Origin of the sequence: Nannocystis bainbridge (genome assembly GCF_028368995.1) — a bacterium.
Classification (GTDB): domain Bacteria; phylum Myxococcota_A; class Polyangia; order Nannocystales; family Nannocystaceae; genus Nannocystis; species Nannocystis bainbridge.
The window spans coordinates 2460807-2480817 of record NZ_JAQNDL010000003.1; the positions used below are offsets into that span (position 1 = coordinate 2460807).

Consider the following 20011-nt stretch of genomic DNA (forward strand, 5'->3'; position numbering starts at 1 on the left):
CGCATGCCTTCTTATGTGCGCATGCGCTCGACACGATGTCTTCCCTTGGTCCTGCTGACCGCGTGCACCGTCTATCAGGTCCCCGACGAGGGGGACACCGACACTACCGGAGCGACCAGCATCGGGACCGGTTTGACCGGCACTGGCACTGGCACCGACGCCACGACCGACCAGCCTGACCCGACGACCTCGTCGACCAGCAGCAGCACCACCGGACCCGACCCGAGCGCCGGGCCCAGCAGCGACCCGACCGTCAGCAGCGATCCGACCACGGAAGATCCGCCGCCTGCGGACTGCGACTTCCCGACCTCGATCCAGCCGATCTTCAGCGCCAGCTGCGGCTGCCACCTCAGCGGCATGCCGCCCAAGGGGCTGGTGCTCAGCGAGGGCTCGGCGTTTGCCGCGCTGGTCGGCGTCGACAGCATGGGCCAGCCCGGCACCCCGCACGTCGACCCGGGCAACTCGGCCGGCAGCTGGCTCATCACCAAGCTCAACCCGGCGCCGCCGGTCGGCCTGCAGATGCCCGAGGGCGGCATGCTCTCGGCCGACCAGATCGCCCTGATCGCCGCCTGGATCGACGCCGGCGCGCCCGAGGCCGGCTCGTTCGCCTGCGACGGCGGCAGCCAGGGCGAGGCCGGCTCGGTCACCATCGACGAGCAGGGCCCGGCGAACGTGGAGATCGGCGAGATGCTGGACCTCGACGTCACGGTCCTCGACGCCCAGGGCGACCCGGTCGTCGGCCCGACGGTCAAGTGGATCTCGAGCGACGAGACGGTCCTCTACGTCGACGCCAAGGGCACCCTGCTCGGCCTCAACCCCGGCACCTCCGAGGTGACCGCCGAGGTCGAGGGCGTGACGAGCGAGCCGCTGTCGGTCTCGGTCCTCAACAACCAGGCGGTCGCCGCCGCCAGCTTCACCGACGCGCTCAACGTGCTCTCGACCAACTGCGGCTGCCACAAGGGCGCGATGCCCCCCGCCGCCCTGGCCTTCGACCTCGCCGGCCCCGACGTGCTCGCCGCCCTGCTCGCCCCCGCCACCCAGGACCCGGCGACCAAGCGCGTCATCCCCGACCTCCCGGGCAGCAGCTACCTGTTCAAGAAGCTCACCCGCACCGTCCAGACCACCGGCGAGCAGATGCCGAAGGGCAAGGCCCCGCTCGAGGCCGAGAAGGTGCAGATCCTGTTCCGCTGGATCTTCAACGGCGCGCCGGCCTGACCGGCACTCGGGACATGCTCGAACGAGCATGTCCCGAACGACATGTCTTGAGTGACATGCCCCGACGGGCATGTCACTTCAGACATCTCAGGCCGCGCCGAGCAGCGCCCCGCGCTCGGCCAGGTCGGCGAAGTAGCCGGCCATCGCCGCCAGGAGCTCGTCGTCCAGCGCCACCCCGAGCTCCGCGCACGCGCCCTGCAGGGCGCCCTGCAGCGGCTCTCCGGCCAGCAGTCGCTCCGTCACCGCCGCCGCCCGCGGCGTCAGCTCGAGCGTCTTGACCTGATGGTCGCTCCGATCGCGGTACTGCAGCAGCGCCGTCGCCTCGGCCGGCGGCGCCTCTGTCGCGCTCGCGCGGTGGACCGCCCAGCGGTAGCGGCGGAGCCGGACCGTGCCATCGAACTGTACCGGCCCGTCGAGCGCCAGCGGCTTGCCGCTCGCGGCCTCCCCGCCGGCCGGCAGGTTGCCGAGCTCGGCATCCGACCACTCGTGCAGCGCCAGCTCGAGCAGATAATCCGGCAGCGTCGTGTCGACCGCCCACCGCGGCCGGGCCCATCTTAAAAACTCGCCCGTCACCCGCCAGAAGTACGGGGCCACCGGCGCCGCCTCGGCCACGAACTGGGCGATCTCCAGCCGCAGCCGCAGTCGGCCGAGCCGCGTCGCCGTGTTCGGCAAGAAGTCCTCCACCGCCCCGCGCAGCCGCCCGTGGACCATCGTGCGGTAGATCGCCAGCCGCTCGGCCGCCGCTTCCGGCAACGCGACCAGCGCCTCGGCCGGCACCCCGTGGCCGGCCAAAAATCCCTGCACGTCGGCCTTCACCGCTGCCGGCGCCTCGAGCTCGATCACGCTGGCGGCGAACGCCCGGATCCACGCCTCCTCGCCGCTCATGCCGCCGCTCCTGCCGCGTGGCGGGCCAGCGCCGCCTGGTACACCGCGTCGACGCGGTCGCGCTCGGCCAGCAGCTCGGCCAGCGGCGGGATGTTCTCGTCGCGCTCGAGCAGGACCGGCAGCGCACCTGTCCTTTCGATCACCCACGCCAGCAGCGCGTCGACCTCGCTGCGAACCGGCGCCCCGTGGGTGTCGATGATCAGGTCGCGGCGCTCGTCGTCCCAGAACTCGTGACCGGCCACGTGCAGCTGGACCACCCGATCGAGCGGGACTCGGGCCAACCACTCGAGCGGGTCGAAGCCGAAGTTGCTCGCGTTGACGAACACATTGTTGACGTCGAGCAGCAGCCCGCAGTCGGCCCGCTCGAGCACCTCGACCACGAACGCCGCCTCGTCGAGCGGCGCCCCCCCGAGCGGCAGGTAGTAGCTGATGTTCTCGACCAGCATCGGCCGCTCCAGCCGCTCCGACACCTCGCGCACGCGGGCCGCCACGCGCCTGGCCGACGCCGTCGTCCACGGCAGCGGCAGCAGGTCGTGCAGCATCTTGCCGTCGTGGCCCGAGAAGCACAGGTGGTCCGAGTGCCACGGCGACCGCAGGCCGGCGTCGAGGAACCCGCGCAGGCCCGCCAAGAATTCCGCGTCGAGCGGATCGAGCCCGCCGAGCGACAGCGACAGCCCGTGCGAAAGGATCGGGAACCGCTCCGCCACGCTCGCCAGGCGGGCCGGTCGGCTGCCGCCGCGCGCCACGTAGTTGTCCGGTGAGACCTCCCAGAACGGCACCCGCCCGTCGGCCGCCCCGCGATCGACCTCCGCGAGGAACGGCCCGCGCAGCCCGAGGCCGACCCCGGTGGGCACCGCGGCGCGCGCGGATATACCTGCTCGAAAAGACATGTCCGAAGAAACAGTGTGGGGTCTCGGCCGACCCCGCTCATGGGCCGGTGGGCCTGGCGAAGATGGCGCGACGGACCGCGGCTGCCGGGGCGGATTGGCGGATCTTCACCTCACCGTCTATCACATCGAGCCCGAGCTTCCCATACAGCGCGGCCAGCTCCGGGAACTCCGCGCGCGGCAGCCACGACCCCGCCAGCTCGGTGAACACGGGGCTGCCGGCCCAGGCGTCGAGCTCGCGCAGGACCGCCGCCGCGGGCCACATCCGCGGCGTGCTCGCGCAGCAGCGCAGCAAGTGGCGCATCGCCGCGTCGAGCGACCGCTCGCCGCCGCCGAGGCGGAGGCCGACGTCGGCCAGCAGGGCGAGCGCCGCGCCGGACCAATACACCCGCTGATAACTGTGCGTCTCGTGCATCTCGCGGCTCGCCAGCGCCAGCGGCTGCCCCTCCCCGTCCTTGCGTCCGCGGTCGAATCCACGTGACAGCGCTTGCCAGCCCGCCGCCTCGCTGCGGAAGCCGCGGCGGGTCGGCAGGACCTCCGTGTAGTACGTGACGAAGCCCTCCGACAGCCACGCGTCGGACTGCTGTACGAACGGCATCCCGTGGTGGAGGAACTCGTGGATCGCCACCCACTCGCCCGGGAACGCGTGGTCGGCCGCCTCGCTCGAGACCAGCAGCTGCACCGAAGGACCGCCGCCGCGCAGCGCCATCCCGAAGTACACCGGCCCCCCGCCGCCCGGGAACGGCAGCACCACCACCTGCATGCGTTCGCTCGGGAACCGCCCGTACAGCGTCGCCACCGTCTCGGCCGCCGTCGTGATCCAGCGATCGATCCCCGCCGTGCTCAGCTTGCGCGGCTCGTCGACGATCGCCACCGAGAACGTCGCCCCGGCCGCCTCCACCGTCTGCGTCACCAGATCGCCGAACACCGCCTGCGACGCCCACATCAGCGCCGTCACCGGCAGGCGGAACCGCTGCTCGTCGGTCTGCGGCCACGGCACCGACGCCTTCACCCCCGCCGCCAGCGCCAGCTCGATCGTCACCTCGGCCTCGAAGTAGAGCGTCGCCGGACGCCAAAGGATCAGCCGCGGATCGATCGAGACCACCTCGCCGGTGCGCGCGCGCAGGCGCGAACCCGAGCCCTCGAGCAGCCCCTCGACCGCCACCGAGTAGCGCACGCACGCACCGGCGCGCAGCGGCCCGAGCTCGATCGTCGCGCTGTCCGCGTCGAGCCGCGCGGAGCCGCCGTCGGCCGTCACCTCCGACACCGCCGCCACCGCCGCCGCGTCGTCCTCGTCGATCTTCAGCCGCCGCGGCGCCCCGTCGGGGAAGCAGACCTCGACGCGCAGACGGTCGAGCTCCGCCGGCACCTCGACGCGGTAGCGCCAGCGCAGCGCTCCGTCCTGCCCGCGCGCGGACCCGTGAGCGCAGCCCCCCGCGAGCGCGAGCAGGCTCGCCAGCGCGGCCCGGGCCCGCGCACGCTGTCGGCGCTGGAACACCGCCCCATGGTAGCCTGCGGGTCCATGCGGGTCACATCCCCGGTCGCCCTCAAAGAGTGGGCCGTTTTATGCGCGCGGCTCGAAGCCGGCGAGCAGAGCGTGCTCGTGCGCAAGGGCGGGATCCGCGAGCCCCGCGCGCCCGGGCAGGCGCCCACCTTCAGCCCCGAGCACCGCGGCTTCTGGCTGCTGCCGACCTTCTTCCACGCCCGCGAGCCCGGGCGCGACGTCGACCTCGCCCCGGCCGCGCGCGCTCGCCTGCCGCAGGTCCTCGCCGACGCCCCGCCGCCCGGCGTGTTGCGGCTGCGGCTGTGGGCCGAGGTCGACCTCGCCCTCGAGGTCCACGACCTCGCCGCGCTCGATCGCCTCGGCGACCGCCACGGACTCGACGCCGGGTGCGTCGCCGACCGCTTCGCCTATCGCAAACCTGGCCTTTGGGTCCTGTTCCTGAGGACCTATCGCTCGGGACAGGTCAGCGAGATCGCCGACCGCGCCGAGTACGCCGGCTGTCACTCCTGGGTCGACCTCGCCGAGGAGGTCACCGGCGACGTCGAGCCCGTGCTGTCCGACCGCGAGCACGCCGAACGCCGCGCCGACCTGCGGTCCGCGCTGGGGGACCGATGAGCGACCCGGCGAACACCTGGCGCAGCCGGGCGGGGGCGATCCTCATCGTCCTCACCGTCATCAACTTCCTCAACTACATCGACCAGATGCTGCTCAGCTCCGTGCTCGAGCAGATCAAGCTCGAGTTCAGCCTGAGCGACACCGCGGGCGGCCTGCTCGGCAGCCTGTTCGTCATCACCTATACGATCGCCGCTCCCCTCGGGTACCTCGGCGATCGCTTCCCGCGCAAGAACATCATCGCCGGCGGCGTCGCCCTGTGGAGCCTCGCCACCCTCGCCGCCGCGTTCGCCCGCAGCTACGAGGAGCTGCTCGTCTGTCGCGCCCTGCTCGGCATCGGCGAGGCCGCCTACGCCACCACCGCGCCCTCGATCATCGCCGACCTCTACGGCCCCGACCAGCGCAGCCGCAAGCTCGCCCTGTTCTACCTCGCCACTCCGGTCGGTTCGGCGCTCGGCTTCATCCTCGGGGGCCTCATCGGCGAGCATTTCGGCTGGCGCGCCGTGTTCCTGGTCGGCGGCCTGCCGGGGTTCGTGTTCGCCGCCCTGGTCGCGCGGATCGTCGAGCCCGAGCGCGGCCGGCTCGACCCGGCGAGCGCGCGGACCGAGGGCAACTTCTTCACCGCGCTGCGGCGGATCTTCCGCACCCCGGCGTGGGGCATCAACACCGTCGGCCTGGCGATGATGACCTTCACCGTCGGCGGCCTCTCGCTGTGGATGCCGACCTACCTCGAGCGCGTGCACGGCATGAGCACCGCCAGCGCCGGCCCCGTGTTCGGCGCCGTCACCGTGATGGCCGGCCTGTGCGGCACCCTCCTCGGCGGCAGCCTCGGCGACCGCATGCAGGCCCGCTCGCCCGGCGGTTATTTCCGCCTCAGCGGCATGGGGTTGGTCCTGAGCGCCCCGCTCATCGTCCTGCTCACCCGCATGGAAGACCTCGTCGCGCTATTCGTGGTCGCCTTCTTCGCCGAGCTGCTGCTGTTCCTCAACACTGGCCCGCTGAACGCCGCGCTGGTCGGCTGCGTGCCGGCGTGGCTGCGGGGCACCGCGTTTGCCGTCAACATCTTCTGCATTCACGCCTTTGGCGACGCGCTGTCGCGCACCTTGATCGGCTACGTGAGCGACCGGGCCAAGACCGCCTACCTCGCCGGTCAGGTGCAGACCGAGTCCGCGGTGCGGGCGGCCGAGGCCGCGGGCCTCAACCTCGCGATCGCCACCACCGCGATCCCGGTGCTGCTCGGGGGAATCGTCCTCTTGTGGGGCGCGCGCCGGATCGCTCGCGCGCCCGACGGGCTCATGACTCACTCGGACCCGCGCCGTTGAGGACAGGCGTCCGAGTGGACGCGCCCCCGCCGGCTCCCGTATCGTGTCGACAATTCTGCGCGCCCATCGCGGGCGCATCGCTCAGGAGCGCCTCCCGATGATCACCCGCAACGCCGCGGCCCTGCTGTTCTCCTGCATCGCCCTGGCCGGCTGCACCTTCGACGCCAGCGGCCTCGGCGAACAGCCCCCGACTACCAGCGGGGTGACCACCGAGACCACCGGCACGACGACGACCGACGTCACGAGCATGGACGTCACCACGCAGCCGACCAGCACCACCGGCGGCGACCTGTGCGGCAATTATCAGACGGACGCCGGCGAGGCGTGCGACCAGGGCCCGAACGGCAACGGCGTGTGCACCCCTGCGTGCGCCTACAACGTCTGCGGCGACGACTACGTCGGCGCCGGCGAGGACTGTGACGGCCCGGACGACGGCTGCGTCAACTGCCAGCTGGCCTCGTGCGGCAACGGCATGACCGACCCCGGCGAAGAGTGCGACGACGGCAACGCGGACGAGACCGACGCCTGCCTCAGCACCTGCAAGAACCCCGGCTGCGGCGACGGCTTCGTCCAGACCGGCGTCGAGCAGTGCGACGACGGCAACAACCTCGACACCGACGGCTGCGTCGCCGGCTGCAAGCTCGCCACCTGCGGCGACGGCCACGTGTGGGACGGCACCGAGCACTGCGACGACGGCAACCAGGTCGACGACGACGCCTGCCCCAACAGCTGCGGCCCGCCCGGCTGCGGCGACGGCATCGTCAACAACGGCGAGCAGTGCGACGACGGCAACATGACCAACGATGACGCCTGCAGCAACAGCTGCAAGCTCCCCGTCTGCGGCGACGGCATCGTCAACAACGGTGAGGAGTGCGACAACGGCGAGACCCAGAACGCCGACGACGCCGCCTGCACCCTCGCCTGCGAGACCGCCGAGTGCGGCGACGGCAAGGTCCAGGCCGGCGTGGAGCCGTGCGACGACGGCAACCAGGTCAACGAAGACGCCTGCACCAACGCCTGCAAGCTCCCCGTCTGCGGCGACGGCTTCGTCAACGGCGACGACGAGTGCGACGACGGCAACATGTCGCAGACCGACGCCTGCCTCAACGACTGCAAGCTCGCCACCTGCGGCGACGGCCACGTCCGCATGGGCATGGAGCAGTGCGACGACGGCAACACCGTCCAGACCGACGCCTGCCTCAACGACTGCGTGCCCGCGGATTGCGGCGACGGCTGGCTGCAGGCCAACTCCGACGAGGACTGCGACCACGGCTCGCACAACAGCAACGACATCACCAAGGGCACTTGCAAGACCGACTGCACCCGCGCCGGCTTCCTCGTGTTCGTCAGCTCGAAGCAGTACATCCCCGGCGGCAACGACTTCAACTCGATCGCCGCCGCCGACGCCCGCTGCGCCGACCTCGCCGCCAGCGACATGGGCTCGCTCAAGATCAAGGGCGGCAAGTGGAAGGCCTGGCTCGGCGACGGCGCCGCTGGCCCCGGCAACAACTTCCACAAGAGCTCGATCCCTTACTTCACCCTGCGCAACACCACCACCGCCAAGATCGCCGACAGCTGGACCGACCTGACCGACGCGGACATCATCACCAGCATCGACATCACCGACACCATGCAGGAGCTGACCAGCGGCTCAGACTGCTCGGGCAACAACGTCGTCTGGACCGGCATCCACGGCGACAACGGCTTCGGCGATCACTGCGTCAAGTGGACCAGCGGCAACATGGCGATGACCGGCCTCACCGGCAGCCTCAAGCGCGACGACGGCGGCTGGACCGACGGCTGCAACAACGTCGAGTGCAACCTGTCGGCCCGCATCTACTGCTTCGAGCAGCCCTGACGCTGCCCCTTGAACATGTCTCAGGGGTCAGATGGCCGGTCCACCGGCGACCGGCGCCATGTCCCTCGGAACATGTCCCTGAAGCCAGCTCCGGTTCTGCTCGCCGCGCTGCTCGCCGCCGGCTGCTTCGCCGACCTCGGCCCTGGCGAGCCGCAGCAGCAGACCGCTGGCCCCGACACCTCGACCACCGGCCCCGTCGAAGCCACCACTGGCCCCGCGGCGGTGTGCGGCGACGGCCTCGTGCAGCCGGGCGAGCAGTGCGACGCCGGCCCGCTCAACGGCGACTGGGCCATCTGCAAGACCGACTGCACCGTCGCCGCCTGCGGCGACGGCCTGCGCGGCCCGACCGAGGCCTGTGACGGCGGCGACGACTGCCTGGACGACTGCACCCTGGTGCGCTGCGGCGACGGCCTCGTCAACCAGGCCAGCGAGCAGTGCGACGACGGCAACCGCGACGACAGCGACGCCTGCGCCAGCACCTGCCTCCCGGTCGGCTGCGGTGACGGCCTGCTGCAGGACGGCGAGGTCTGCGACCACGGCCCGCACAACGCCGACACCGCCGCCTGCACTTCCACCTGCACCCTCGCCGCCTGCGGCGACGGCTTCGTCGGCCCCGGCGAGGCCTGCGAGCCGAGCGACGCCGACCCTGCCTGCGGCCTCACCTGCGCCCTCGTCAGCTGCCTCGCCAACGACGAACCCGAGCGCGGCGAGCAGTGCCAGGTCGCCGACGACGGCTGCACCGAGCGCTGCCTGTTCGACGTCTGCGGCGACAACTTCGACGTCCTCGCCGAGCAGTGCGACGACGGCAACCTCGTCGGCGGCGACGGCTGCACCTCCGACTGCCAGCTCGAACTCTGCGGCGACGGCGTCCTCGTCGCCGCCGAGGCCTGCGACGACGGCAACCTCGACGCGGGCGACGGCTGCTCTGCCACCTGCGAGCGCGACGCCTCCTTCGTGTTCGTCACCGAGGGCACCTTCTCCGGCGCCCTCGGCAACGCCGACGCCGCCGACGCCGCCTGCCAGGCCGAGGCCGACGCCGCCGCCCTGCCCGGCACCTACCGCGCCTGGCTCACCTTCCCCGGCGACCCTCCGGCCGCCAGCTTCGAGCGCTACCCCCTCCCCTACCTCCTGCCCGGCTCCCTCGCCCCCGTCGCCAGCAGCTGGCTCACCCTCGTCGACGGCGACCTCGATCACCCCATCGACCGCACCGCCGCCGGCCTCGAGCTCCCCGGCGACCTCGCGTGCAGCGACCCCGCCAACCTCGCCTGGACGCACACCCGCGCCACCGGCAGCCCCTTCCCCGGCAACCCCTGCAGCGGCTGGCTGCTCGACAACGGCACCGCCGTCGCCGGCCTCGTCCACGCCACGGGCCTCGGCTGGACCGAGGGCTGCCCCGACATCGCCTGCGCGCAGCAGCTCCACCTCTACTGCATCCAGCAGTAGGATCCACCACCGCGCTCGCGGGCCTCAACGCGGCGGCGAATCACCCGCCGGCAGCAAGCGCTGCAGCTTGCGACGCGCCTCCGCGTCATCCGGCTCGAGCGCCAGGTACGCCCGATAGCTGGCGATCGCCCGCTGCGAATTACCCGACCGGCGGTACGCATCGGCGAGCCCCAGGTGCACGAAGCTCGCCTGCGGGAACGCGGCCGCGGCCAGCCGGCACGTCACGATCGCCGCCGCGACCTCGCCCTCGAACAGCAGCCGCACCACCGCCTGCTCGAACATCCCTTCGCGCAGCGTCACCTCCGCCGGCTTCTCGGCCATCACCGCTGCGCCTGCCGCATACCCGCGAGCCGCGCCTGCTTCGATCACCCGGCTCGTGAACTCGAAGCTCGCGCGTTCGCTCGTCGGGCCGAGCAGCTCGCGCTTGATGAAGCTCTGCACGTCCCAGAAATTTTCCACGTCCCCGTTGGTCAAGATCACCACCGTGTAGCCGAGCTCGGGCAAGATCAGCAGCTCGTCGGCGATCCCGACATGTCCCCCGCCGTGGCCGACGATCCGCCGGCCGTTCGTGAACTCCTCGACGAAGCCATAGCCGTAATTGCGCTTGCCGTAGGCGACCTTGCCGGTCGTCAGCGTCGCCGTCGCCGCGGCCCCGAGCAGCCGGTGATTCGTCAGCGCGGTCGCAAATCGCACAAGATCGTCGGCGCTCGCGTAGCTGCCGCCGGCCGGGCTCCCCTTCACGGTATTGACATAGTGATTGTTGAGCCACTGGCCCGGTGCCTCGCTCGCTCGCGTGTAGCCGATCGCAAGGTTCGGGATCGCCTGGTCGAGCTCGTCGAACCCTGCCCCGCGCATCCCTGCCGGGGCGAACACCTGCTGCGTCACGTGGTCGAAGTAGCGCTGGCCCGTCACCGCCTCGATCACCAGCCCGAGCACCATGTAGCCCGAATTGCTGTAAGCGAAGCCTGTCCCGGGCGGGAACGCCAGCGGCGCGTCGACGAACAGCGGCAGATAGTCCGCCACCTCTTTGAACCGCTCCTTCGCCGCCTTGCCGTGCGCCTCCCAGAAGTTCCCGAGCCCGCTGGTGTGGGTGAGGAGCTGGTGAATCGTCACCTCCTCGCGCACCGCTCGATTCGGGTACGTCGGAAGGTGCTTTCCGACCCTATCGTCGAGCGCGATCTGGCCTGACTCGACCAGTCGCAAGATCGCCACCCCCGTGAACATCTTGCCCATCGACGCCAGGTTGAAGCGCGTGTCCACCCGATTCGGCACCTGGTTGGCCAGGTCGGCGAACCCGTAGGCGCCACTGAAGATCGGCGCGCCATCCTGCGCGATCACCACCACCCCGCTGAGCTGACGGTCGCGCGCGAGCCTCTCCAGGTGCTGCGCGACCGCCCGCACCAGCGCCGGCTCCTGGGGCGAGCCTGGCGCGTCCGTCGTGGCCTTCCGGGCCGCCGGCGACGCGCAGGAAGCCCCCACCACCAGGCTGCCGAGGACCAGGAACCTGCGCGCGCGCTTGCTCATGAGGCTTCATCCATCCGGGCCTCCGTGGTATATGCGTAGGCACCTACGCATGTCAACCACCCGCACCCCATCGGGCCCCCAGGACTTCACGCGCGAGGGCGGCAGCACCATGATCGGCGCCCGCCTGCGCCGCCTGTCCGAGCGCATCGACGGCGACGCCGGCCGGATCTACGCCGAGAGCGGCATCGCCTTCGAGCAGCGCTGGATGGCGCCGATGCGCCTGCTTTCGCTGCACGGCCCGCTGTCGGTCCGAGAGATCGCCGCGGCGCTCGGGATCAGCCACGCCTCGGTCAGCCAGGCCCGGCTGTCCCTGCACAAGGCGCGGCTGATCTCATGGACCACCGATCCCACCGACGCGCGCAGCCGCAAGCTCCACCTCACCGCCAGCGGCCGGCGGATGGTCGAGCGGCTCGCCCCGATCTGGAGCGCCCTGATGGCCGCCGCGATCGAGCTCGACGCCGAGGCCGAGGGCACCGTCGCCGCGCTGGAGCGCCTCGATCGCGCCCTGCAGCGCAGCTCGCTCTACGACCGCGCCAGCGCCCACCTGCGCCGTCAAACCCGGGCATGAGCCCTCGCTCCGCCCGCGGTCGAATCCGCCGACCCCGCCCGCTTCCATCCCGCAAGCCTGCGCCGCCGTGCGTGACGGCGCCTCCGCGCCCCGCCGCTTCTGCGGCCCAGCGTGACTGTCACCTCCCGCCCGCTGACCCTCGACATCTTCCTCCATACTCATGCGGATGAATCTCCCGGGGACGAGCATGCGGGCAAGCACCCCTCGCCTCCCAAGGGCACCACCCGCCGCTCTCCTCCTCCACGACCTCCGCATCACCTCGCTCGACGCTCCATCCCGCTCTTCCCGTGCATCCGCGGTGAGAACCGCTCGAGCGTCGCCCTCACGAAGGCGCGCCGAAGCGGATCACCAGGGAATTGGACGACCAATCCTCGATGGGGACGATCTCGATCAGGTCTGGCAGCCCATCGCCGTTGAAGTCGCCCGACCCGCGAAGCTCGCCCGCGGGCACGGCAATCGCTGGGCCGAGGCCATCGGCCGTCCCCAGGTGCCAGCGGTCGTAGAGCATGACGTCGTCCAGGCCATCGCCATCGAGATCGTCAACCACCGGCGTTGCCTCGAATTCATAACCAAAATGGAACGGCTGCGTGCCCTTGAAGCCGCCGCCGCCGTCTCCCAGATATACCGCGCCAGGGACGATGAGGTCGCGGTGGCCATCGCCGTCGAAGTCACCGTTCCCACTCAGGCTCCGATTGCTGAACCCATGCAGAATGTCATAGGCGCGAACCTCTCCGAAATATCCATCGCCTCCGCCGAACATGATTTGCCCGCCATAACGCACTTCGCCAAGATCTTCCGCACGAAAACCCAGGTTGAGATCCGCAAGCCCGTCTTCGTCGAAGTCAAAAACCTCGAAGTACTTGATCAGGATGTCCTCTTCAAAATCCGCACTCTCGTAGGGCAACACCTGAAGCGACTGTGGCGGCCCGAGCATCCCTCCGCTCGAGCCGAAGTGGACGACGGCTCGTCGCGGGAAGCTCATCGCCGGGTAGACGAGATCCAACGCACCGTCGCCATCGACGTCACCCGTTCGTAGGGCAGTGACGCCCATGGCGAAGTCTACACGCTGACGGAAGTCCAGCCCGGAGTCCGTCCCGGCGAATACGACCAGAGAGCTCGGCTCACCGTGGAAGGCCCCGACCACATCGGCGCGGCCGTCTCTGTCAAGATCGACGACGGTCGCCAGGAGAACCCCGTCATTCACGTCCACGTCGACATAATCGACGAGCGCGATCGTCGGCAGCGCACGCGGCGTGCCGCACTTGCTGCCGAGAAATAGGTTGATCCGCGGCGGGGTATGATTGAAGGCCACGGCATCGCTCACACCATCCCCGTCGATGTCGCCGACCGCGAGCCAATTCACAGGATCGGCGATCTCGGCCTGCCAGGCGTCTCCATAACACAGCTCGATGTCCGGCCCCTCGGCGCACCAGGCGATCGCAATCTCCGACGCGCACTCGCCGACCGTCGTGGCCGAGCCCGCATCTCCGCTCGATCCGCTCGATCCAGCGGTGCCGTCCCCGGTCGAATCCGCCGGGCCTTCCGCGACGCAGGCCACGATGGCGAGGGGAGCGAACAGGCCGGCGCGACGGAGCACCGCATGAGTATACTGGACCAGGAAACCTCGTCAAAGGTGGTCGAGGATCGTGCTCAGGTCGGTCAAAATCTGGTGATTCTTGCTTCGGTCCCGGCTGAGTGCGCCCGCGAAGCAGATCCCGTCCGCTCGGAGTACCATGAACGGGCCGGCGGTCATTCACGCGAGACGAGGTCCACGCTGACCGCCGCCGTGAATGTCGCGTTCTGGGTCGTCTGGCTGGCAGAGAGGACGACCTTGATGAACGGGGAGAACCCTGGGAGCAGTCGTCGATCCCGACCTGAACCCCGCGGCGGTACCGCTCACCGTCGAGGACGTGAATTCGGTGCTGGGATCATCTGCTGTCGGCGCCGTGTTCCGCACGAAGATGTTGATAGCCTGCCCTGTACCGGTGGTGTGCCCCGTGTGGAGACGTGCGATCGGGACGCCCGACGTATAAGGCGGAACATTCAGTACGCGTGCGAGCACCGTCTCGACGGCGGTGGGTTTCAAGCGATAGCTCGCCCTATGGCTGTCCCGCGACAGGCACATGGACGCGCCCCGACACTTACGCAGAACGCTGGCGAGAACAGACGGCCTCGCCCCGCATATAGCCCGATGCGTACGCGCCCAGGAGCGGCACGCGTCGCTTGAAGGGCTCATCTCGTCGCACCGAACGGCATACCGCCAGATGCTCACGAACGCCGGACGACTCGAGAGCGAGGTCCCCCCAGCGCCCGAACGGGCAGCGCGCAGGCGACGCCCGCGAGTGAAGCGGTCGGGGAGTGGATCAGTGCCCCAGCCCATCGGGGATCACGATGACCTCGTAGTCGAGGTCGTTCGCCTTCTCGAAGATGGCTGACAGCTCGCGGGCCAAGTGTTCCGTGTCGAGCTCGGATGGTTCGGCCGTCACCATCAGACAAGGGTATCCCACCTGGTGCCCTGGATGACAGCACATGGCGAACCCATGACCATTGACGCCTTTCACTGTGTTCAAACGATCTCGCTGCTGGGCGTCCATGCGATCGATCAACCCTGTACCGGTCGGTCGAGACCCCGTGGCGCGATGTTCCCAGATCTCCGTACCGATCGCGCCGCCTCGACGGCGCTGGTAGACGCCGGCGACGCCGTGAGGCTCGGTGCGTTCGGGTACGAGCGGGCAGACAGAAATTTTCGGGCTCGGCGTGTCCGCCGTGCCGCTCTCGGCTGACGGCGGTCTCGCCGCAGGACCGTCGGCCGCGGGCTCCCGGGGCGGCGGCTCACCCCGGCAGGCGAGCGTGAGGGCGAAGACGGCGGCGCAGATTCTCCTGAGCATTCGGCCTGCTTTCGGGGAACAAGGTTCAGGCGACAAAGGCCTCGATGCTCAATCTTCCATCACGTTCTCGATCGTGCAAGCCCAGGTCAGGTTGTTCGTGCCGATGATGAGTCCCACGGGACGTTTGCTCAGCGACACCAGCAGCGAGCCAGAGTCGCCGGGTAAGGCGAAGGGCCCCAGATTGCCCGTGGGACTTATCACATAGCACGGCTTGAACCGGTAACCGCTGCCGTTCAAGGAGAAGTCCTTGCTCTCATTCACCCCGACGATGACACCCTGACGCACGCCCGAAGTGCCGCCGCTGATCTTCAAGCCCGCGTTGAGGGCCAGCGTCGCCAGAGTTGGATTCAGCGCGCCACGACGGCGACCAGGGCGCCGATTACCTCATGCCGCAATTCGAGCCGATGTGGGTCGGCTGGTGGCTCTACCAGGGCAACCCGACCCCGCGCAATACGACGTGTGGATCGACGAGGTCGCCATCGACGGCACCCGCATCGGCCGCATCCTCTGAGTCGATGATTCACTGTGTCAGACATCACCACAGCTCCCATGTCTCTCCTTTCATGGCACCGCGCGCTCGTGAAGCACCAATCACCATACTCGGCTCCAGTCGCTGTTCGCGGCCGCGACGTCTCGTTCCTCGCGGTCGCCCCGACCATCCGGCCCCGTGCAGGCGTCTGCGCGACAGAACATGCCTTGCGATCCGCCTTGCGCGCCGGACGCGAGCGGGTCGGAGCCGGACGGCAGTCAGCAGCTTGCGCGGGGCGTATCGCACCGTCGCCGTACATCCCCCCGCGAATCTGCCGACGCGTGCGCGCGCGTCTGCGCGCATCGTCGATTAATCCGGCGCATGTCTCCATCGTCATTGTGAGGTGGCAATCGTTCGACTCGGCGCTCGCATCGCACCTGCCCGTTCATGGCGCGCGAAAGCGGCGCTTGCAGCCTTGCGCCGATCCGGTACCCTCGCTCGATGTCTAGCATGCAATCTCGCGGGGGCGTCTCGACGCTCCTGGTGGCGATGACCTTGACCGTCGCGTGTGGCGACCCGGAGGTCCAGGGGACCGGCACCGACACCGGCACGGGTACCCTGGGCACGGTCGGCACCGACGGCACCGACGGCACCGTCGGCCCGACCGACGGCACCGCCTCCGGCACGGTCACCGACGGCACCGACGGCGGCACGGACAGCGGCTCCGACTCGACCCCGACGACCACCCAGCCCGTCACCTCCACCACCGACTCGACGGCCAGCGAGACCTCGGACACCGTCACGACGACCCCGGTGACCTCGACCACCGAGGACACCATCGGCGAGACCACGGTCGACGAGACGACCACGACGACCGACGGCGAGACCACCGACACCACGACCGACGGCACCACGACGACCGACGGCGAGACCACCGACACCACGACCACCGGCGAGCCGCCGCTCGAATGTGGCAACCTCCAGGTCAAGTACCGCGACTTCAAGCCGCTGCACACCGACTTCGGCTGTCACATGAGCGGCAACATGGCCCGCCCGGGCCTCGTGCAGCAGATGCTGGGCGGCGACCAGACCCCCGTCTACAACCCCAACCCGCCGCCCCCGCCCCCGAACTACACCGGCACCAACCCGCAGATCACCTCTGCCGCCTCCTACGACGACTGGTACCACACCAAGGCCGACATCAACTTCGAGGTCGCGGGCGAGCTCGAGTTGACCGAGATCATGCCGGGCATCTGGAGCTTCCAGAGCAACTCGTTCTACCCGCTGACCGGCCAGGGCTTCGGTAACAACGTCACGCCGAACTGGGCGAACCAGACCTTCCCCGACCGCAACGGCTCGTTCACCACCGAGATCCACACCAACTTCATCTACGAGGCCGGTCAGACCTTCAGCTTCAGCGGTGACGACGACGTGTGGGTCTTCATCGACGGCAAGCTGGCGATGGACCTCGGCGGCCTCCACGGCCCCGTCAACGGCACCATCAACCTCGACACCCTCGGCCTCGTCGCCTTCCAGAGCTACACGCTCGACGTGTTCCACGCCGAGCGCTGCGACAGCGGCAGCAACTTCCGCATCGATACCTCGATCAATTGCTTCATCCCGATGTGACCGTTCGCCCTCCGGCGAATGGCCACACCCCGCGGCCGCTCACGCCTCGTCGTGAGCGGCCGCATGCTTTTCCTGCGAACAATCGCCGCAGCTACGGCCCCGCCCGATTCGCGCCTCCGGCCGCCGCGGCGCTTTGCAGCCGCGAGCCCGATCCGCTACCTTCACGGGATGTCTAGCATTCCTTCTCGCGGCTCGCTCCTGATGGTGATGAGCTTCTCGGTCGCGTGCGGCACCCCGGTCACCCAGGGCACCGGCACCGACTCCGACTCCGACACTGGCACCGGCTCGACCGCCTCCACCGACGGCACCGCCACCACCGTCGACCAGCCCACGGCCGGCACCGCCTCTGACGGCACCGACAGCGGCACCGCGAGCGGCACCGAGTCGACGTCGACCAGCACCACCGCGCCGACCAGCACCACCGATCCGTCCGGCACCAGCACGAGCACCACCGACTCCACGACGATGCCGGTGACCTCGACGACCGAGGGCGAGACCACCACCCAGGGCGAGACCACCACCACCGACACGACCGCCGGCGAGACCACCGATACGACGACCACCAGCACCACCGGCGAGCCGCCGCTCGAGTGCGGCAACCTGCAGGTCGTCTACCGCGACCTGAAGCCGATGCACGTCGATTTCGGCTGTCACATGTGGGGCAACGGCGCCCGGCCGAACCTCGTCATGCCGACGCTCGGCGGCGACAACAAGCCGACCTACAACCCGCAGTCGGGCCCGAACCCGCCGGGGTACGGCGGCTCGAGCCCGCAGATCACCTCGGGCTCCTCCTTCAGCGACTGGTACAACACCAAGGACGGCACCAACGTGGAGATCGCCGGTGAGCTGGAGCTGACGGAGATCCAGCCCGGCATCTGGAGCTTCGAGAGCGACTCGTTCTTCCCGCTCACGGATCAGGGCTTCGGCAACAACATCACGCCGAACTGGGCGGGCGAGCTCTACCCCGACCGCAACGGCTCGTTCACCACCGAGATCCACACCAACTTCGTCTACGAGGCCGGTCAGACCTTCAGCTTCAGCGGCGACGACGACGTGTGGGTCTTCATCGACGGCAAGCTGGCGATGGACCTCGGCGGCCTCCACCCGCCCGTCAACGGCACCATCAACCTCGACACCCTCGGCCTCACCGTCAACGAGACCTACTCGCTCGACGCGTTCCACGCCGAGCGCTGCGAGGCCGGCAGCAACTTCCGCATCGACACCTCGATCAATTGCTTCATCCCGATGTGATGCGCCCGCGAATCACCGCACCGCGGCCGCTCATGCCTTGAAGGTCATGAGCGGCCGCATGCGGGCGACGACGTCGCACAGCCCGGCCTCGACCTGGCACGCGACCACCGGGCCGATCGGCTTGTAGGCGGCAGGCGCCTCCTCGATCCGCCGCTCCTCACGGAGGGTGATGCAGTCGACCCCGGCGAGCCCGAGGTCCCCGGTCTCGCGCCCGCGCCGACCCATCTCGAAGCGAGAGGTCGCGCGCCCGGCCCCGTGCGACGCCGAGCCGAGCAATTGCGGCGACCCGCGCCCGACCAGCAGATACGAGGCCGCGCCCATCGACCCGGGGATGATCACCGGCTGCTCGACCCCGGCCGGGCACGCGCCCTTGCGGGTGATCCATCGCTTCGCCGCGCCTTCCACGGGCAGCGTGATGTTGTGCGGCAGGTCGTACACGAGCGGCGCGGCGACCTCGCCGAACAGCTCGCGCAGGCGCTGCCGCAGCAGCTCGGCCAGCAGCAGACGGTTGAGGAACCCGTAGTTCGCTGCCGTCGCCTCCGCCTGCATGTAGCCGGCGACGGCCTCGGGCTGATCCGCCAGCGACAGCGAGAACAGCCCCTCCGGCGGGAACTTCTGGCCCTTCGGCCACAGGCCGCGCGCCCGGTCGCGCCACAGCGCGCCGACGTGCTTGCCGACCCCGCGCGAACCCGAGTGGATCATGATCGCCACCTGCCCTGCGCGCACGTTCCACTGCCACGCGCGGGCCCGGTCGACCACCTCCTCGACCACCTGGATCTCGACGAAGTGATTGCCGCCGCCGATCGTCGCCAGCCCGCCGTCGCGCACCACCCCCTCCTCCGGCACGATGTCCTCGGGCGCCCAGCGCGGATCGCCGTCCAGCCCGCCGCCCAGGTGCACGCGATCGATCTCCCGCTCGAGCTGATCCAGGTCGCACCGCGCCAGCTGCCCCAGCGGCCGCCGGCGCACCGCCGACAGCCACCCGGCCAGCCCCTCGCGGAACAGCCCCTGCATCGCCTCGGCCGTCATCGGCAGGTCGCGCGACGAGAAGAAGTAGTCGCCCTTGAGCCGCTCGACCAGCACATCGCGCTTGGCCAGCAGCTGCTCGGCGGTCAGATCGACCACGTGCAGCCGCATCCCGCAATTGATGTCGGTGCCGACCGCCGCGGGCACGACGATCCCCTCGGTCTCGACGATCGAACCGATCGCCACGCCGGCGTCGCCCGGATGAAAGTCGGGCGACGCGCGTACCGTCGTCACGCCGCCGCCCGCCGGGTGGCGCAGCGCGGCCAGTCCGGCCAGCTGGCGCAGCGCCTTGGCTTCGATCGGGAAATCGTCGGGGAGCAGCACCTCCCCCGCCGGCGCATCGGCGACGTCCTTGAGCCGCACCCGGTACACTCGACCGTCGCGCTCGACATGGAGGCCCTCGCGCGCGAGCGCGGCGAAGACCCGTTGCAAGTTCTTTGGCTGCATAGACACTGGGCTCCTGCGCACGCGTCGGCCCACGCGCGAGCATTGCGTCGCGTCGCCTCTCGCGGCGCGCGACGTGCCTGTGCGACCTGACCCTCGGGGCCGTGTCGTGACGCACAGGTCCAATCCACCCCGACGCGACGGACAGCCGTGCATCAGGGCCCAGAGAATTCCGAGCAGCAGCCGCGGAACGGCGAGGAAGTTACGAGCAGCCCTCCTCGAAGTCAAGCCCGATCGCGGCAGCGCGACCTCGAGCCCGACCACGACCTCTCGCGAATCAATCTGTCCTTCGAGACACATCAAAACCGCGACTCGCCGCTGCCCTCTCACCTTCTGCCTCCGCGTGTCTCACCACCCGACATCGAGGCATGACTCTGCGGCTCGCGCTTCGGCACCAACGACCTCCTCTTCGCCTCAGCGCATCGCGCATGCCCGCGGAGCATCGCTTCCATCCCGCACGACGCGTCACCGCCCCACCGCTTCGCC

At 69.9% G+C, this 20011-nt stretch carries 16 protein-coding genes; 8 read left to right on the forward strand and 8 right to left on the reverse strand.

Features of this window, described 5'->3' with window-relative positions:
- Positions 1–45 precede the first annotated feature (45 nt).
- On the forward strand, positions 46–1215 hold the full coding sequence (locus tag POL25_RS35000) for an Ig-like domain-containing protein (RefSeq protein ID WP_272090665.1): 1170 nt from the start codon (positions 46–48) through the stop codon (positions 1213–1215).
- 87 nt (positions 1216–1302) lie between these two features.
- On the opposite strand, the gene POL25_RS35005 is transcribed toward POL25_RS35000, so the two are convergent.
- From POL25_RS35005 to POL25_RS35015, 3 genes are all read right to left on the reverse strand, one after another.
- Positions 1303–2100, reverse strand: a complete 798-nt coding sequence (locus tag POL25_RS35005; RefSeq protein ID WP_272090666.1) for an HvfC family peptide modification chaperone — start codon at positions 2098–2100, stop codon at positions 1303–1305.
- Entirely contained in the window at positions 2097–2954 is an 858-nt protein-coding gene (locus tag POL25_RS35010; RefSeq protein ID WP_272090667.1) for an MbnB/TglH/ChrH family RiPP precursor modification enzyme, read from the reverse strand. Before POL25_RS35010 ends, POL25_RS35005 begins: the two co-directional genes overlap by 4 nt.
- A gap of 73 nt (positions 2955–3027) precedes the next feature.
- Positions 3028–4485, reverse strand: a complete 1458-nt coding sequence (locus POL25_RS35015) for a hypothetical protein (protein WP_272090668.1) — start codon at positions 4483–4485, stop codon at positions 3028–3030.
- Between the two features lie 24 nt (positions 4486–4509).
- Here POL25_RS35015 and POL25_RS35020 point away from each other — a divergent pair, with 24 nt between their 5' ends.
- From POL25_RS35020 to POL25_RS35035, 4 genes are all read left to right on the forward strand, one after another.
- A complete protein-coding gene (locus tag POL25_RS35020) occupies positions 4510–5106 on the forward strand; it encodes a DUF1802 family protein (RefSeq protein WP_272090669.1) in 597 nt (198 codons plus the stop codon).
- Complete coding sequence (locus POL25_RS35025; protein WP_272090670.1) at positions 5103–6425, forward strand: spinster family MFS transporter; 1323 nt, start codon at positions 5103–5105, stop codon at positions 6423–6425. The genes POL25_RS35020 and POL25_RS35025 overlap by 4 nt, the downstream gene beginning before the upstream one ends.
- Before the next feature lie 97 nt (positions 6426–6522).
- A complete protein-coding gene (locus POL25_RS35030; protein WP_272090671.1) occupies positions 6523–8283 on the forward strand; it encodes a DUF4215 domain-containing protein in 1761 nt (586 codons plus the stop codon).
- Between the two features lie 72 nt (positions 8284–8355).
- The gene (locus tag POL25_RS35035) at positions 8356–9726 is read left to right on the forward strand and encodes a DUF4215 domain-containing protein (protein ID WP_272090672.1); all 1371 of its coding nucleotides are present in this window, start codon (positions 8356–8358) and stop codon (positions 9724–9726) included.
- Between the two features lie 24 nt (positions 9727–9750).
- Here POL25_RS35035 and POL25_RS35040 read toward each other — a convergent pair whose 3' ends face one another.
- The gene (locus POL25_RS35040) at positions 9751–11250 is read right to left on the reverse strand and encodes a serine hydrolase domain-containing protein (RefSeq protein ID WP_272090673.1); all 1500 of its coding nucleotides are present in this window, start codon (positions 11248–11250) and stop codon (positions 9751–9753) included.
- 49 nt (positions 11251–11299) lie between these two features.
- Between POL25_RS35040 and POL25_RS35045 the strand changes: the two genes are divergently transcribed.
- A complete protein-coding gene (locus POL25_RS35045; protein ID WP_272090674.1) occupies positions 11300–11818 on the forward strand; it encodes a MarR family winged helix-turn-helix transcriptional regulator in 519 nt (172 codons plus the stop codon).
- Between the two features lie 322 nt (positions 11819–12140).
- On the opposite strand, the gene POL25_RS35050 is transcribed toward POL25_RS35045, so the two are convergent.
- From POL25_RS35050 to POL25_RS35060, 3 genes are all read right to left on the reverse strand, one after another.
- Positions 12141–13415, reverse strand: a complete 1275-nt coding sequence (locus POL25_RS35050) for an FG-GAP repeat domain-containing protein (protein ID WP_272090675.1) — start codon at positions 13413–13415, stop codon at positions 12141–12143.
- A gap of 766 nt (positions 13416–14181) precedes the next feature.
- Positions 14182–14706, reverse strand: a complete 525-nt coding sequence (locus POL25_RS35055) for a hypothetical protein (protein WP_272090676.1) — start codon at positions 14704–14706, stop codon at positions 14182–14184.
- Between the two features lie 48 nt (positions 14707–14754).
- The gene (locus POL25_RS35060) at positions 14755–15018 is read right to left on the reverse strand and encodes a hypothetical protein (RefSeq protein WP_272090677.1); all 264 of its coding nucleotides are present in this window, start codon (positions 15016–15018) and stop codon (positions 14755–14757) included.
- Between the two features lie 706 nt (positions 15019–15724).
- On the opposite strand from POL25_RS35060, the gene POL25_RS35065 reads away from it, so the two are divergent.
- Both POL25_RS35065 and POL25_RS35070 read left to right on the forward strand, forming a co-directional pair.
- The gene (locus POL25_RS35065) at positions 15725–16804 is read left to right on the forward strand and encodes a fibro-slime domain-containing protein (RefSeq protein ID WP_272090678.1); all 1080 of its coding nucleotides are present in this window, start codon (positions 15725–15727) and stop codon (positions 16802–16804) included.
- 168 nt (positions 16805–16972) lie between these two features.
- Entirely contained in the window at positions 16973–18055 is a 1083-nt protein-coding gene (locus POL25_RS35070; RefSeq protein WP_272090679.1) for a fibro-slime domain-containing protein, read from the forward strand.
- A 30-nt stretch (positions 18056–18085) separates the two neighbouring features.
- On the opposite strand, the gene POL25_RS35075 is transcribed toward POL25_RS35070, so the two are convergent.
- On the reverse strand, positions 18086–19528 hold the full coding sequence (locus POL25_RS35075; protein WP_373372126.1) for an RtcB family protein: 1443 nt from the start codon (positions 19526–19528) through the stop codon (positions 18086–18088).
- Positions 19529–20011 lie beyond the last annotated feature (483 nt).

Coding starts and splice junctions, on each gene's coding strand:
- POL25_RS35005 (WP_272090666.1), bottom strand. CDS start 2,100: ATGAGCGGCGAGGAGGCGTGGATCCGGGCGTTCGCCGCCAGCGTGATC.
- POL25_RS35020 (WP_272090669.1), top strand. CDS start 4,510: ATGCGGGTCACATCCCCGGTCGCCCTCAAAGAGTGGGCCGTTTTATGC.
- POL25_RS35025 (WP_272090670.1), top strand. CDS start 5,103: ATGAGCGACCCGGCGAACACCTGGCGCAGCCGGGCGGGGGCGATCCTC.
- POL25_RS35030 (WP_272090671.1), top strand. CDS start 6,523: ATGATCACCCGCAACGCCGCGGCCCTGCTGTTCTCCTGCATCGCCCTG.
- POL25_RS35035 (WP_272090672.1), top strand. CDS start 8,356: ATGTCCCTGAAGCCAGCTCCGGTTCTGCTCGCCGCGCTGCTCGCCGCC.
- POL25_RS35040 (WP_272090673.1), bottom strand. CDS start 11,250: ATGAGCAAGCGCGCGCGCAGGTTCCTGGTCCTCGGCAGCCTGGTGGTG.
- POL25_RS35045 (WP_272090674.1), top strand. CDS start 11,300: ATGTCAACCACCCGCACCCCATCGGGCCCCCAGGACTTCACGCGCGAG.
- POL25_RS35055 (WP_272090676.1), bottom strand. CDS start 14,706: ATGCTCAGGAGAATCTGCGCCGCCGTCTTCGCCCTCACGCTCGCCTGC.
- POL25_RS35065 (WP_272090678.1), top strand. CDS start 15,725: ATGACCTTGACCGTCGCGTGTGGCGACCCGGAGGTCCAGGGGACCGGC.
- POL25_RS35070 (WP_272090679.1), top strand. CDS start 16,973: ATGTCTAGCATTCCTTCTCGCGGCTCGCTCCTGATGGTGATGAGCTTC.
- POL25_RS35075 (WP_373372126.1), bottom strand. CDS start 19,528: ATGCAGCCAAAGAACTTGCAACGGGTCTTCGCCGCGCTCGCGCGCGAG.